Here is a 13,313-nt window from a genome sequence, read left to right as displayed (position 1 = left end):
GCAAGCAGTGTAGTCTGCACGCATCCGCGTTACAAACCCGGACAAAGCCCGCAACAGCCCGATCCGCAATGCCTGCCCTTTGCCGCGACTGCCTGACCGAATTCGATACCGGCCCGCGCTGCCCCGCCTGCCGCAGCCCCCGTGTCGTGGCCCATGACGAGCTGTTCGATCTCTCCATCGCCCATATGGATTGCGACGCCTTCTACGCCAGCGTCGAAAAGCGCGACAATCCCGATCTGGCCGACAAGCCCCTGATCATCGGCGGCGGGCGGCGCGGGGTGGTTTCGACCGCCTGCTATATCGCGCGCATTCGCGGCGTGCGTTCGGCCATGCCGATGTTCAAGGCGCTTGCATTGTGCCCCGACGCGGTGGTGCAAAAACCGAGGATGGAGGTCTACGCGCAGGTTTCCCGCCAGATCCGCGCCATGATGGAAGACCTGACACCCTCGGTCGAGCCGCTGTCGCTGGATGAGGCCTTCATGGACCTCACCGGCACCGCCCGCCTGCATGGTGCGCCCCCCGCCGCCATGCTGGCGCGGCTGATCAAACGTATGCGGGACGAGTTGGGGCTGACCGGCTCGGTCGGGCTGTCGCACAACAAGTTTCTCGCCAAGATCGCCTCGGACCTCGACAAACCGCACGGGTTTTCGGTGATCGGCAGGGCGGAAACCGCCGATTTCCTGCATGACAAGCCGGTCAGCCTGATCTGGGGCGTGGGGCAGGCCACACGCGGTGCACTGGACAGGGCAGGCATCCGCACCATCTCGGACCTGCTCAGATGGGACCGCCAGGACCTGATCGCGCGCTTCGGGTCGATGGGGGATCGGCTCTGGCACCTTGCTCGCGGGCAGGACGCGCGGCGCGTCTCGGCCAATACGCCGATCAAATCCGTATCCAACGAAACCACCTTCTCTCAGGATATCGCCGATACCGAAATCCTCGACGGGCATCTGTGGCGCCTGTCGGAAAAAGTATCGGATCGCGCCAAGGCCAAGGGCATCGCGGGCCGGGTGGTCACGCTCAAGCTCAAGCGCGCCGACCACAGCCAGCTGACCCGCCGCACCGCCCTGCGCGACGCCACTCAGATGGCCGACACGATCTATCGTACCACCCGCGCGTTATTGGATCAGGTCGACGGCCAGACGCCCTATCGCCTGATCGGGGTGGGGCTGTCCGACCTGATCCCACAGGACGGGGCCGACCGCTCGGGCGATCTGCTGGACCCGCAGGCGGTGCGCCGCTGCAAGGCCGAACGCGCCACCGACAGTATCCGCGCGAAATTCGGCAGTGACGCGATTCGCAAGGGGCGCTCCCTGCGCTGACGCTCACGCCCCCTGCGCCCCGATACGCCTTACCTTTGCCAGCCAACGCTGCGCCCGCCCGTCTTTCGGATGGCTCGCCGCCGCGAAGTAGGTAAACCGCGTCGGCTTGATCCCCACGAACCCAAGGATCTGCCCCCGGACCTGACGTATCATGGCGTTGCCGTACATCACCCGCAGGAACCAGCCCGGAGTGTCGGCTGTCAGAACCACCCGCGCACTGCGTCCCCCCAACATGGGGGCAGGCATACCCAGTTTCGTCACCCGCGTATCGAAACTGCGCCCCGGCAGAAACGCCCGGTCGAACAACCCTTTCAGTTTGGCGGGCAGGCCACCCCACCACATGGGCGTCACCATCACCAGATGCTCGCACCATTCGATATCCTGCATCACCTGCTCCAATGCCGGTTCCAGCGGCTTCGGATCGCGATATCCCGCGCGCTCGTAATCCATATCGAAGGCAAGATCGTTCAGATGCACCAACCGCACATTGTGCCCCGCCGCCTGTGCCGCGTCTGAATAGGCTTCCGCAAGGCCCCGGCACAGCGATTGTCGGGCCGGGTGCCCATCGAGGATGAAAATACGTTTCCGTGACATGAGTCTCTCCAAATTTGACCTCGGTCACTTTAATATTTAAAAATTGACTACGGTCAATTATAAAATTTGACCCCGGTCAAAATTCATGGCATGTCAACGCTCATGGCCCGTGCTGTGCAACAAAGAACCCTGAAAACCCGCGCCCGCCTGACCGACGCCGCGCGCCAGATCATCGCGGAATGCGGCTATGAAGGGCTGCGTATCGAAGAAGTGGTCAAACGGGCCGGTGTCGCCAAGGGCACCTTCTTTGCGCATTTTCATGACAAGGATGCATTGATGGACATCCTGATCGGCGCCGAGATCGACTCGTATCTCGACCGGATCGAGCTGCGCAGCCCCCCTCGAACCATCGACGATCTGCTGGATGCCCTCTTGCCTCTGCTCGAATTCATGAGCTGTGAACGCTATGTTTTCGATGTGATCCTGCGCCATTCCGGGGCCGCCGCCTGCGATGCCATCGGCCCCATCGCCGAAACCTTTGCGCGGCACGACGCAGTTGTGGCCGAATGGCTGGCCGACGGGCCATTTCGCAGCGATGTCTCGCCCGATTTGCTGGCCCAGGGAATACAGGCATTTTCCGTTCAGTCGATTGCGCTCAACTTCTGCGCCATCAACAACACGGTGCCCCTGCGCACACGACTATCCGAATACCTGACCGCCTGGCTGCTACCCGGCAGCCAGAGCGCCGCTGCTCACTCCGCCGCCAGCGCCTGATGCGCGGGGCGGCCGATTGCCGCGATCTCGGCGATCACACCGTTCAGCACGTTGCGAAACGCCTCGAAATGGCCATTGGGCCGGATCAACTGTTCGTTCATGTAAAGCGCCCGGTCAATTTCGATCTGCACCGCATGGCGATTGCGTGACGGGCGGCCATAGCATTGCGTCACATAGGCCCCGGCAAAGGGCGTGTTGCGTGTCACGACCAGCCCGGCCGAGGTAAAAGCCTCTTCGATACGATCCACAATTCCGGGGGCGGCGGCGGCCCCGAACCTGTCCCCCAGCACCACCTCGGGACGGCGGATACCTGTACGCGCGATGGTATCCATCGCCTCATGCGGCATGGAATGGCAATCAATCAGAATCGCCTGCCCGAACATCAGATGCGCCTGATCCAGTTGCGCGCTCAGGGCTTCGTGATAGGGCCGCCAATAGGTGTGGATGCGGCGCTCCGCCTCGGCCATCGTGATCTTGCCGGTGTAGATCGCCTGCCCGTTGGCCACGACCCGTGGAATGACCCCCAACCCCGAGGCGATCCGCGGGTTGTGCCCGGATTTGCGCACCCCCTCGATCAGGGCCGGGTCCAGTTCTTCTTCCGAACGATTCAGATCGACATACGCCCGTGGCGCACCGGCCTTTATGAGCGGCGCCCCATAGCGCGGCGCATCCTGAAAAAGCTGGTCGACAAAGGCATCTTCCGAACTGCGCACCGTATGGTCGTTCAGGTTGGTTCGGCGCAGGAAAGACCACGAATAATCCCGTCCGCTATGAGGAGATGCAAAGACCACCGCGGTGGTCCGGCGCTGCGGGTGCATCAGGTGATAAGCGGCTTTCGGCATGGTCTCTCCGTGATTGAGGTATCATAGACCGAAATTGTCGTTCTAAAAGCCCTTGATCCCCTGTCCGACTCCTTTTATAGACCCCTCTCACCGGCGCGGCTTTCCGCGCCCCTGTTTTTTGGGGCAAGGGTCGTGTTGGCATTCATGGGCGATTAGCTCAGCGGTAGAGCACTTCGTTGACATCGAAGGGGTCACAAGTTCGAACCTTGTATCGCCCACCATGAATTCATCGCTTCGTGCTCCGGCGCAAAGCACCCGCAACCCAAGGCGCTGGCCCGCGCCGCGACAGACAGGAGACGACCATGAAGGTTCGCAACTCGCTCCGCTCGCTGAAGAACCGGCACCGCGATTGCCGTGTCGTGCGCCGCAAAGGCCGCGTTTACGTCATCAACAAGACGCAGCGTCGCTTCAAGGCGCGTCAGGGCTGACTTCTTTTCCCTGACCGAAATGAACAAGCCCCGCCATCCGGCGGGGTTTTTCTTTGGGACACCGCAACGGCGCGCGCGGTGTTAACCATGCTGAGGCACGGTGCGGATACCGACGCGATACCGACATTTTACCGACGCGATACCGAACCGGATTTTCCCAGTTAACCAAACGGCTTACACCCGATTCGCCACCCGCCGCCAATCCAGCCCTTGCCCCCGCCCCAAACCTCCGCTTAGCTGCATCGCGAAACAGCCGACCGGACCCCAGCCATGAGCACCCCGAAGAAAACCATCGTCATTGGCGCAGGCATCTGCGGCCTCAGCACCGCCATCTGGCTGCGCCGGGCAGGGCATGACGTAACACTGCTGGATCGCGACGGGCCGGGCGCGGGGGCCTCGTTCGGCAATGCAGGACTATTGGCGCAATGGGCGATGGTGCCGGTGAACACGCCCGACCTGCTGCCTACCGCATTGAAATACATGCTGAATCCCAAGTCCCCCTTGTTCCTGCAATGGTCTTATCTGCCCCGGCTGGCCCCTTGGCTCACCCGGTTCGTGGCCAACGCCAATGAACGCGACTGCCGCCGCGCCGTTCAGGCCCTGATCCCGCTGATCACCGACAGCGTCGACCAGCACAAGGCCCTGACCCGCGGCACACTGGCCGAAAAATGGATTGCCACAAGTGACTTGGGCTATGCCTACGAAAACCGGGCCGCGTTCGAGGCCGATGCCTATACCTGGGCGATCAAGGCCGAGTCAGGCATGGTGCCAGAGGTTCTGGAAGGCCCCGCCGTGCAAGAGGCCGAACCGATCCTCGGCCCCGCCACCCAATGCCTCGCGCTGCTCAAAGGTCACGGTCACATCACCGATCCGGCGGCCTATATGCTTGATCTTGCAAAGGTTTTGCAGGGCGAAGGCGGCACCTATCGCCGCGCCGAAGTGCATGACCTCACCTTGACGGACGGGCACGTCACCGCCGTTCAAACCGATCAGGGGTCATTCCCTTGCGATCACGCCGTTCTGGCGGCCGGGATATGGTCAAAGGCCCTGATGCGCAAACTGGGGATCAAGGTGCAACTCGAGGCCGAGCGCGGACACCATCTGCATTTCAAGGGACCCTCGCAGATGCCGCGCAATCCCTTGATGATGTCCAAGGGCAAATTTGCCGTGAACCCCATGGCCACCGGGCTACGCTGTGCCGGGACGGTCGAACTTGGCGGGATCGACAAGGGGCTGTCGCGCAGGCCGCTGAACCACATAAAATCCCATACAAAACAAGCGTTTCCGAACCTGACCTATGACAGTGTCGAGGAATGGGTGGGCTTTCGCCCCTCCACCCCGGACAGCCTCCCGCTGGTAGGTGAATTGGGCAAAACCGGGGTATTCGCGGCCTTCGGGCATCAGCATATCGGCCTGACCGCCGGACCGAAAACAGGGCGCATCGTGGCGGCACTGATCGACGGGCAGGCCCCGAACGTCGACCTGGCGCCTTATGACGCCAACCGCTATCACGCCCCCGCGCGGTAACGCGTCACGAAGTTGCGCAAGACGCGTTCCGGTGCATGCACATCGGCAGCGCGGCACATCTCGATCAGGTCGCTGGCCGTTTCCGGCGGGAAATAGCCACGATGCTTGTAAATATTGATCCGGGTTTCAAACCCTGCGGCGTCGGCCTCGGGGTGGAACTGAGTGGCATAAACGTTCTGCCCATGGCGCACCATCTGGAACGGGCAGGTCGGTGACCTGACCAGATGCACGCACCCCTCGGGCAAGGTTTGCAGCGCCTCCTTGTGGCCGACAAAGGCCTGAAACGCGTCGGGCACGCCCGCCAGAAGCGGGTCGGCCCGGCCCGCGTCAGTGAGTGCACAATCCGTGGTTCCCACCGGTTCGCCATAGCAAGCCTTGCTGACATCGCCGTTCAGGTGTTTTCCAAGAATACCAATGCCATAGCAGCACCCAAGAAACGGAAAATCACGCGCGGTGATGGCCGGCATCAAGGACAGAACCTGCGTTTCGATCCTAGCTTCGATCTCGGATTTATCTTCGGGATCATCGCTGACACAGCCCGGCCCGCCACCCACGATCACACCCGCCAGATCATCCAATGAGAGTGCCTCGGGCAGCGCCACCTGATCCAGACGGACCCGCCATGTCTCATCTTCGCTCAATCCGCCCTTGTGCAGGATTGCGGCATACTCATCGTCGGCGGCCTCGGCTTCGGGGCGCAGTTGAAGGATCAGAAAGGGTTTGCTCATGGTGATGTCCGGTTGTTCCGCACAGGTCTGGTGGCCTGTTTCCCAAGGCCCGTCAAGGCCGTGACGGATCACGGGCATGCGCTTGACCCCGCCCGACGATCAACTACGCTGCGCAGCGCCCTCATTCGCGCGTCAGGAGGTTCGATGACACAGCGCATGCATCCTGCTCCAGGCCCTATTCCGGTCAGCGCACAGACATGAGAGCCCCGATGCGTCGATCGCTCAGTCTTGCGGCCTATCTGGCCATGACGCGCCGCGCGCCCCAAGACGCCCCCGGCCCCGTGCAGGCACGCCCCGAGGGCGAACTTATCTGGGCTCATGCCGTGGAACCGGGTCATGCCGATGCCCTGTGCCAAATGGCCGAACGGCTGGCTGCGCAACGCCCCGGCCTGCATATGCTTCTGACCTCGCGTCATGCCGATGTGCTGGAAATGCATAAAGGGGCCAGCGTCATCCGGGCCAAACTGCCCGAAGACACGGTTCAGAACGCCGAGGCTTTCCTCGATCACTGGTCCCCGGACATCTGCCTTTGGACCGGTGGCGATCTGCAACCCGCCTTCATCACCTGTGCCGAACAGCAGAACGTGCCGATGTATCTGATCGACGCCGAAGAACGCCTGATGGACAAGCCAAGCTGGAGATGGTTCCCCGATCTGCCCCGCGCTATTCTGGATCGCTTTGCGCTGATCCTCGCCCGGAATGCCAACACGGCGCGATTTCTCAGGCGGATCGGCGTACGCGACACCGAAATTTCCGTCACTGGCCCGTTCCAGGAGGGTGCGCTGACCCTGCCCTACGACGAAAGTGACCGTGACGAGCTAAGCCGATTGCTGCGCGGGCGTCCTGTTTGGCTGGCCGCGATGGTCCAGCCGCAGGAAATAGACGTTGTTTTACAAGCACATCGCATCACCAGCCGCCTTGCGCACCGGTCATTGCTGGTTCTCGTGCCCGACGATCCCGCAACCGGGCAGACGTTCAAGCAGAAGCTCGATCAGGGGGGCTGGCGCAGTGTCGTATGGTCGACAGGTACGATGCCCGAAGAAACCACACAGGTCATTCTGGCCGATACATACGGAGAAATGGGGCTGTGGTATCGGGTTGCGCCGATCACCTTCATGGGCAGTTCACTGGAGGCCGGACAATGGGGCCGCGATCCGAACGAACCCGCAGCGCATGGGTCGGCAATCCTTTACGGGCCGAACGTGCGGCGGTATCTGTCGGGATATTCCCGTTTCGCCGAGGCGGGGGCGGCGCGGATCGTGCGGGATGCGGACACTCTGGCGGCGGCGGTGCAGCGGCTGATCCCGCCCGACCAATCTGCCGCCATGGCCCATGCGGCCTGGGACGTGGCCTCGCAAAGTGCTGGAGTCACTGACAAAATTCTGGATCTGGTACAGGATACGCTAGACGTGATGGGAGCCAAGTGATGCGCGCGCCGGGGTTTTGGTTCACATCGCCCGACAAGCCCGCGTTTTGGGCGCGGATCTTGTCTCCGGCGGGGGCGCTTTATGCCGCTGTAACCGCCCGAAGAGTGGCCGAAAAACCAAGCTATGTATCTGAAATTCCAGTGATTTGCGTGGGCAACATCAATGCGGGCGGGACGGGCAAGACGCCGACGGTCATCGCGTTGGTGCAGCATTTGCAGAACATGGGCAAAACCGTGCATGTGGTGTCGCGCGGGCATGGGGGATCGCTGGATGGGCCGGTCGAGGTCAGCGAAAAAATCCATACATCCCAAGAGGTTGGCGACGAACCATTGCTGATCGCGGCCTTCACCCGGATATGGGTGGCGAAAGATCGGGCGAAGGCGGCGGAATCGGCGGGAGAGGCTGGCGCGGACGTGATCCTGATGGATGACGGGCACCAAAACCCATTGATCAAAAAAGACATTTCCCTGATCGTCGTGGATGCCGTGCAAGGGTTCGGCAATGGGCGGTGCATTCCGGCCGGGCCATTGCGCGAACCGGTGGAGGCGGGGCTGGAACGGGCGGACATGGTGCTGTCGATCGGGCCGGGGGCGGCGCAGAAGAGCTTTGCGAAAACATGGGGGCATCGCCTGAACCTGCCGCATATGACAGGGCATCTGGCGCCGCTTCGGACCGGGATGGACTGGGCCGATACGCGGTTTCTGGCCTTTGCGGGGATCGGGCATCCGGCGAAATTCTTTGCGACATTACAAGGCCTTGGCGCCGAACTGGTGCGCGCCGAAGCGCTGGAGGATCACCAGCCGCTGACGCAATCCCTGATGGCGCGGCTGGAGAACGAGGCCAAACTGCTGAACGCGCAACTGGTCACCACGGAAAAGGACGCGGTGCGCCTGCCGGACGAGTTCCGGCAGAAGGTTCTGACCCTGCCCGTGCGGCTGGAAATCGACGACTGGACGCCGCTGAACGAGGCGCTGGCGCGCGTGGGCCTGACGCCGGGGTGAGTTTCGTACGTTTTGTACGAAGTGTACGCGGGTTTTGTACGAAAATCGGGGCCTCGGCGCGAAACTGCGTCCATCATGGGCGCAATTTCGCGGTTCGGGGCGCTAGTCGTCCTGCCCCAGCCGGGGCGAGGGGCGGTCCAGCGAAAGGCCGGACTCCGAAAACCGGAAGGGCGAGCGCACACCCGGCACGCCCTCGGGGTCGACACGCATACCCCGTGCCCGAACCTGCGGATCGTCGAACACCTCGGCCAGATCGTTGATCGGCCCGGCAGGCACGCCCTGTTCTTCGCAGGCGGCGAGAAGGTCGGCCTTGGAAAAGGTTTTCGTGCGCGCCGTCAACACTTCGTCAAGCTTTTCGCGGTTGGATACACGGGCGGGATTCGTCGCATAGCCCGGATCGTCGGCCAGTTCGGGACAGCCCAGAAGACCGCAAAACCGGCGGAATTGCCCGTCATTGCCCACGGCGATGATGATGTAGCCGTCGGAACAGTCGAACACCTGATAAGGGGACAAGTTGGGATGAAAATTGCCAAGCCGCCCCGGCGGCGTTCCGGTGGACAGATAGTTCATCGCCTGATTGGCGGTGACGGACACGGCGACATCCAGAAGCGCCATGTCGATATGCTGCCCCTGCCCGGTGGCATGGCGGCGGTGCAACGCGGCCAGAATGGCCGTGGTGGCGTAGACGCCGGTGAAGATATCGGTCACGGCAACGCCCACCTTGGTCGGTTGACCGTCAGGGTGGCCGGTGATCGACATCAGGCCCGACATGCCCTGAATGATGTAATCGTACCCGGCGCGGTGGGCATAGGGGCCATCCTGCCCGAACCCGGTGATCGAGCAATAGATCAGGCCGGGATTGACGGCGCGCAGGCTGTCGTAATCCAGCCCGTACTTGGCCAGCCCGCCGACCTTGAAATTCTCGATCACGATATCGGCGTCGCGGATCATGTCGCGCACCTGCGCCTGCCCCTCGGGCGTGCGGAAATCCACGGTGACCGAAGACTTGCCGCGATTGCAGGAATGGAAATAGGCGGCCGAGCGATCACCGTCACGTTCGATGAAGGGCGGGCCCCATTGGCGGGTGTCGTCGCCTGCGGGGCTTTCGACCTTGATCACCTCGGCGCCCAGATCGGCAAGAGTCTGACCGGCCCAGGGGCCGGCCAGGATACGGGCCAGTTCAACGACCTTGAGGCCGGATAGCGGTGCGCTCATCAGTCGGCCAGTTGTTGTTCTATGACGTCCTTGAGTTCGTCATACGGCATGTTGGAATATTTCTTGCCGTCAATGACCAGCGAGGGGGTCGAATTTATATCGTGCTCCTCGGCGTTCTGCTGATACCACGCGACCAGCGTCTTGGCCTTGTCCTGATCCGACAGGCAAGCCTCGATCTGGTCTTCGCCAAGGCCCGCGACCTTGCCCAGCTTGCGCAGGCCGTTGGCCGCCTGCACCGGGTCGCCCGAGCCAATCCATTCCTTCTGCTTGTCGAAAATCAGCGAGGACAGGCCGAAAAAGCGTTGCTCACCACCGCAACGGGCCACCATCGAGGCCCAGAGGCCGAGGCGATCGAAATACACGTCGCGATAGATGAAATGCACCTTGCCGGTGTCGATATAGTCGGACTTGAGTTTCTTGAACTGGTCGGCGTGGAAGGTGGCGCAATGCGGGCAGGTGAACGAGGCGTATTCGATCACGGTGACAGGCGCATCGGCGTCGCCCAATGTCATCTCGGTGACCGACGAGGTGTCGATATCCGCGGCTTCCTGCGCGCTGGCCGCGAAGGGCAGGTCGGCCGGGTTGGCGGGGGTCGAGGCCAGCCAATAGGCCGCACCGGCAACGAGGGTAAGGCAGAGGGCCGCGATGGCGGTCATTCGGGTCATTCAGGTCACCTTTCGGATCTAGCGTTTGGTCTTGGATAAAACGTTCTGCCCAAGGGCTTCAAGCGCCGTTCTGAGCGCCGTGTCGCCGATGGGCGCGGTCAGGTCCGCGGCGCGGGCCTGGGTCTTGGGGTCGGGCGCGGCGGCTTCGGGCCGGGCCGGGCGGTGGTTGAAACTGACCTGCCCTTCGGCAAAGCCGGTGGGCGCGGTTTGCGTGACGCGAATGCGCGAAATGGCGTTATAGCCGTAAACGGCATTCACCTTTTCGCGCAGCTGTTCCTTTTGCATTTCCAGCATCGGGGCCTGCGCGCCGGTGGTCAGCACGGTCAGCGTGGCGCCAAGGCCCTGCCGCCCGTAGGAGACATTCACGGGCCGCGCGATGGCGGCGATATCGGCCCCCACGATTTCCGGCCAGTGGGTGAGCAGACGGGTCTGCGCAAAGCCGCGCGATTCCGAGGCGTGGCGGATGCGGCCCTGCACCAGCTGGGCCGTCCGCTTGAAACCGCGTGTCGTGCTGTCGCGTTTGGGCATGGGTGGCATCCTCGACTTGGGCGCTATCTTAGGGCATGTGACAGGCCATGCCAGTGTGAAACGGCAAAAAGGGGATAAACAATGCGTGACGCGGCGGGCGACTTGCTGGCGTGGTACGATGGCCATGCGCGCGACCTGCCGTGGCGCGTGGCCCCGGCGGCGCGGGCGGCGGGCGTGCGGCCCGATCCCTATCGCGTGTGGCTGTCCGAGGTGATGTTGCAGCAAACCACCGTCGCGGCGGTGAAGGCCTATTACGAGCGCTTCACAACGCTGTGGCCGGATGTGGCGGCGCTGGCCGCCGCGCCGGATGATCGGGTGATGGGGGAATGGGCCGGGCTGGGCTATTACGCGCGGGCGCGCAACCTGCTGAAATGCGCGCGTGTGGTGGCGGACGATCTGGGCGGGCGGTTTCCCGATACGCGCGAGGCGCTGGTGAAACTGCCCGGCATCGGCCCCTATACCGGCGCGGCGATTGCCGCCATCGCCTTTGATGCGCCCGAGGTGGTGGTGGACGGCAATGTGGAACGGGTGATGGCGCGGCTGCATGACATCCACACGCCCCTGCCCGCCGCCAAGCCCGCGCTGGTCGAGGCGGCGGCGGGGCTGACCCCGGCCGAGCGGCCCGGCGATTACGCGCAGGCGGTGATGGATTTGGGCGCGACGGTGTGCACCCCGAAATCCCCGGCCTGCGGGATTTGCCCGTGGATGGCGCGATGCGCCGCGTGCAAGGCGGGCACGCAGGCCGACCTGCCCCGCAAGACCCCGAAGAAGCCCAAGCCGACGCGGATGGGCATCGCCTATGTGGCGCGGCGTGCGGATGGGGCGTGGTTGCTGGAGCGGCGGCCCGGCAAGGGGTTGCTGGGCGGGATGCTGGGCTGGCCCGGCAGCGACTGGTCCGACGCCCCGGCCCCGGCCCCGCCTGTGGAGGCCGCGTGGCGCGAGCTTGGCGAAGAGGCGCGCCACACGTTCACGCATTTCCACCTGCGGCTGGCGATCCGGGTGGCGCATCTGCCCGAGGGCGCGGTGGCGGAGCGCGGCGATTTCCACCCGCCTGCGGCGTTTCGCCCCTCGGAACTGCCGACGGTGATGCGCAAGGTGTTTGACCTTGCCCGCCCGGCGCTGGAGAATGCCCGCTGAAATGCGCCCCACCCTGTCATGAGTCAAAGGGAGCCGAGCCATGATCCCCGCCCATCAGGTTGCACTGTTTCGCAACGCCGTGCCGTTCTGGATGTCGTTGCTGTTGGTTCCCGTCGCGGTGATCGGCGCGGTATATGGCGGCTGGACGGTGATCCTGCTGCCGATCGTGACATGGTATTTCTTTTCCATTCTCGACGCGCTTTTGGGCCTGAACCTTGAGAACGCCGATCTGGACACCGGCGAAGATCAGCTGAGCTGGTACAAGGCGATCACCCTGATCTGGACGCCCGTTCAGTTCGCCCTGCTTTACTGGATGATCTGGTATGTCACCGGGCCGGGGGATGCGCATCTGTCGGCGCTGGAGACCATCGTTCTGTTCTTCGGTGTCGGGGTGATCACCGGGACGGTCGGGATCAATTACAGCCACGAGTTGATGCATCAGAAGGACCGGGGCGAGCGGTTCCTGGGCGATGCGTTGTTGTCGATGGTGCTCTATTCGCATTTCCGCTCGGAGCATCTGCGGGTGCATCATTTGTATGTGGGCACCCCGCGCGATCCGGTCACCGCACGCTATAACGAAGGGTTCCACAGGTTCTTTCCCCGTGTCCTCAAGGGCTCGCTGATCTCGGCCTTCAAGGCCGAACAGGCGATGCTGGCGCGCAAGGGCAAGCCGTGGAGCGATGCGAAAAACCCGTTCTGGCGCTATTGGGCCTTGCAGGGATTCATGGTGATCCTCGCGATCCTCGTGGGCGGCTGGATCGGGCTGTTGCTGTTCCTGTGGCAGGCTTTTGTCGCCGTCTGGCAACTGGAACTGGTCAACTATGTCGAACATTACGCGCTGACGCGCAAACATCTGGGCGATGGCAAATACGAACACGTCAAACCGCAGCATAGCTGGAACGCGGCGCAGAAGGCGTCGAACTGGCTGCTGATCAATCTGCAACGGCATTCCGATCACCATTACAAACCCGACCGGCGCTTTCCCCTGCTGCAAAACTATACCGAGGACGAGGCCCCGCAACTGCCCTACGGGTATCCGATCATGACCATGGCGGCGATGATCCCGCCCGTCTGGCGGCGCGTGATGAACCCGCGGGTGAGACGCTGGCGCGATATGTATTACCCCGAGATCACCGACTGGAAGCCCTACAACAAGGCGCTCAATCCGCCGCCGCGCTGAATGCC

At 63.1% G+C, this 13,313-nt stretch carries 14 protein-coding genes and 1 tRNA gene; 9 read left to right on the top strand and 6 right to left on the bottom strand.

Annotated features, from left to right (window positions below; all coding sequences use genetic code 11):
- Positions 1–68 precede the first annotated feature (68 nt).
- Positions 69–1,322, top strand: a complete 1,254-nt coding sequence (locus KPG71_RS08520) for a DNA polymerase IV (protein WP_216337667.1) — start codon at positions 69–71, stop codon at positions 1,320–1,322.
- Between the two features lie 3 nt (positions 1,323–1,325).
- Here the strand turns inward: KPG71_RS08520 and KPG71_RS08515 are convergent, their stop codons facing one another.
- Positions 1,326–1,916: an NAD(P)H-dependent oxidoreductase gene (locus KPG71_RS08515; RefSeq protein WP_216337666.1), complete on the bottom strand. Its 591-nt coding sequence runs from the start codon at positions 1,914–1,916 to the stop codon at positions 1,326–1,328.
- Positions 1,917–2,018: 102 nt separating this feature from the next.
- On the opposite strand from KPG71_RS08515, the gene KPG71_RS08510 reads away from it, so the two are divergent.
- Positions 2,019–2,630 carry a TetR/AcrR family transcriptional regulator gene (locus KPG71_RS08510; protein ID WP_216337665.1) on the top strand — a complete coding sequence of 204 codons (612 nt, stop codon included), beginning with the start codon at positions 2,019–2,021 and terminating at the stop codon, positions 2,628–2,630.
- Here the strand turns inward: KPG71_RS08510 and KPG71_RS08505 are convergent.
- Positions 2,609–3,472, bottom strand: a complete 864-nt coding sequence (locus tag KPG71_RS08505; RefSeq protein ID WP_216337664.1) for an N-formylglutamate amidohydrolase — start codon at positions 3,470–3,472, stop codon at positions 2,609–2,611. The genes KPG71_RS08510 and KPG71_RS08505 overlap by 22 nt on opposite strands.
- Positions 3,473–3,618: 146 nt before the next feature.
- Between KPG71_RS08505 and KPG71_RS08500 the strand changes: the two genes are divergently transcribed.
- The 3 genes from KPG71_RS08500 to KPG71_RS08490 all read left to right on the top strand — a co-directional run bounded on the left by KPG71_RS08500 (position 3,619) and on the right by KPG71_RS08490 (position 5,427).
- Positions 3,619–3,693: transfer RNA gene (locus KPG71_RS08500), tRNA-Val, on the top strand.
- Positions 3,694–3,774: 81 nt separating this feature from the next.
- Positions 3,775–3,900: a type B 50S ribosomal protein L36 gene (gene ykgO / locus KPG71_RS08495; RefSeq protein WP_005850168.1), complete on the top strand. Its 126-nt coding sequence runs from the start codon at positions 3,775–3,777 to the stop codon at positions 3,898–3,900.
- A gap of 270 nt (positions 3,901–4,170) precedes the next feature.
- A complete protein-coding gene (locus KPG71_RS08490) occupies positions 4,171–5,427 on the top strand; it encodes an FAD-binding oxidoreductase (protein ID WP_216337663.1) in 1,257 nt (418 codons plus the stop codon).
- Here KPG71_RS08490 and KPG71_RS08485 read toward each other — a convergent pair.
- Positions 5,409–6,155 carry a glutamine amidotransferase gene (locus tag KPG71_RS08485; RefSeq protein WP_216337662.1) on the bottom strand — a complete coding sequence of 249 codons (747 nt, stop codon included), beginning with the start codon at positions 6,153–6,155 and terminating at the stop codon, positions 5,409–5,411. The two genes, KPG71_RS08490 and KPG71_RS08485, sit on opposite strands and share 19 nt — an antisense overlap.
- Before the next feature lie 209 nt (positions 6,156–6,364).
- Here KPG71_RS08485 and KPG71_RS08480 point away from each other — a divergent pair, with 209 nt between their 5' ends.
- Entirely contained in the window at positions 6,365–7,582 is a 1,218-nt protein-coding gene (locus KPG71_RS08480; protein WP_216337661.1) for a 3-deoxy-D-manno-octulosonic acid transferase, read from the top strand.
- Positions 7,582–8,583: a tetraacyldisaccharide 4'-kinase gene (gene lpxK, locus KPG71_RS08475; RefSeq protein WP_216337660.1), complete on the top strand. Its 1,002-nt coding sequence runs from the start codon at positions 7,582–7,584 to the stop codon at positions 8,581–8,583. Before KPG71_RS08480 ends, lpxK begins: the two co-directional genes overlap by 1 nt.
- A 102-nt stretch (positions 8,584–8,685) precedes the next feature.
- Here lpxK and KPG71_RS08470 read toward each other — a convergent pair whose 3' ends face one another.
- From KPG71_RS08470 to KPG71_RS08460, 3 genes are read right to left on the bottom strand one after another with little or no spacing between them, the layout of a single operon-like run.
- A complete protein-coding gene (locus tag KPG71_RS08470; RefSeq protein ID WP_216337659.1) occupies positions 8,686–9,798 on the bottom strand; it encodes a CaiB/BaiF CoA-transferase family protein in 1,113 nt (370 codons plus the stop codon).
- Positions 9,798–10,463: a DsbA family protein gene (locus tag KPG71_RS08465; RefSeq protein WP_216337658.1), complete on the bottom strand. Its 666-nt coding sequence runs from the start codon at positions 10,461–10,463 to the stop codon at positions 9,798–9,800. Before KPG71_RS08465 ends, KPG71_RS08470 begins: the two co-directional genes overlap by 1 nt.
- Positions 10,464–10,481: 18 nt before the next feature.
- A complete protein-coding gene (locus tag KPG71_RS08460; RefSeq protein WP_216337657.1) occupies positions 10,482–10,991 on the bottom strand; it encodes a DUF721 domain-containing protein in 510 nt (169 codons plus the stop codon).
- An 81-nt stretch (positions 10,992–11,072) separates the two neighbouring features.
- Here KPG71_RS08460 and KPG71_RS08455 point away from each other — a divergent pair, with 81 nt between their 5' ends.
- Both KPG71_RS08455 and KPG71_RS08450 read left to right on the top strand, forming a co-directional pair.
- Complete coding sequence (locus tag KPG71_RS08455; RefSeq protein ID WP_216337656.1) at positions 11,073–12,128, top strand: A/G-specific adenine glycosylase; 1,056 nt, start codon at positions 11,073–11,075, stop codon at positions 12,126–12,128.
- Positions 12,129–12,168: 40 nt separating this feature from the next.
- Complete coding sequence (locus tag KPG71_RS08450; protein ID WP_216337655.1) at positions 12,169–13,308, top strand: alkane 1-monooxygenase; 1,140 nt, start codon at positions 12,169–12,171, stop codon at positions 13,306–13,308.
- Positions 13,309–13,313 lie beyond the last annotated feature (5 nt).

It is taken from the genome of Roseovarius sp. PS-C2, from assembly GCF_018862045.1.
Lineage (GTDB): Bacteria > Pseudomonadota > Alphaproteobacteria > Rhodobacterales > Rhodobacteraceae > Roseovarius.
This window is presented reverse-complemented; position numbering and strand designations above follow the sequence as displayed.

Excerpts from the sequence above, each read along its gene's own strand:
- KPG71_RS08520 (WP_216337667.1), top strand. The coding sequence starts at position 69 with ATGCCTGCCCTTTGCCGCGACTGCCTGACCGAATTCGATACCGGCCCG.
- KPG71_RS08515 (WP_216337666.1), bottom strand. The coding sequence starts at position 1,916 with ATGTCACGGAAACGTATTTTCATCCTCGATGGGCACCCGGCCCGACAA.
- KPG71_RS08510 (WP_216337665.1), top strand. The coding sequence starts at position 2,019 with ATGGCCCGTGCTGTGCAACAAAGAACCCTGAAAACCCGCGCCCGCCTG.
- KPG71_RS08505 (WP_216337664.1), bottom strand. The coding sequence starts at position 3,472 with ATGCCGAAAGCCGCTTATCACCTGATGCACCCGCAGCGCCGGACCACC.
- ykgO (WP_005850168.1), top strand. The coding sequence starts at position 3,775 with ATGAAGGTTCGCAACTCGCTCCGCTCGCTGAAGAACCGGCACCGCGAT.
- KPG71_RS08490 (WP_216337663.1), top strand. The coding sequence starts at position 4,171 with ATGAGCACCCCGAAGAAAACCATCGTCATTGGCGCAGGCATCTGCGGC.
- KPG71_RS08485 (WP_216337662.1), bottom strand. The coding sequence starts at position 6,155 with ATGAGCAAACCCTTTCTGATCCTTCAACTGCGCCCCGAAGCCGAGGCC.
- KPG71_RS08480 (WP_216337661.1), top strand. The coding sequence starts at position 6,365 with ATGCGTCGATCGCTCAGTCTTGCGGCCTATCTGGCCATGACGCGCCGC.
- lpxK (WP_216337660.1), top strand. The coding sequence starts at position 7,582 with ATGCGCGCGCCGGGGTTTTGGTTCACATCGCCCGACAAGCCCGCGTTT.
- KPG71_RS08470 (WP_216337659.1), bottom strand. The coding sequence starts at position 9,798 with ATGAGCGCACCGCTATCCGGCCTCAAGGTCGTTGAACTGGCCCGTATC.
- KPG71_RS08465 (WP_216337658.1), bottom strand. The coding sequence starts at position 10,463 with ATGACCCGAATGACCGCCATCGCGGCCCTCTGCCTTACCCTCGTTGCC.
- KPG71_RS08460 (WP_216337657.1), bottom strand. The coding sequence starts at position 10,991 with ATGCCCAAACGCGACAGCACGACACGCGGTTTCAAGCGGACGGCCCAG.
- KPG71_RS08455 (WP_216337656.1), top strand. The coding sequence starts at position 11,073 with ATGCGTGACGCGGCGGGCGACTTGCTGGCGTGGTACGATGGCCATGCG.
- KPG71_RS08450 (WP_216337655.1), top strand. The coding sequence starts at position 12,169 with ATGATCCCCGCCCATCAGGTTGCACTGTTTCGCAACGCCGTGCCGTTC.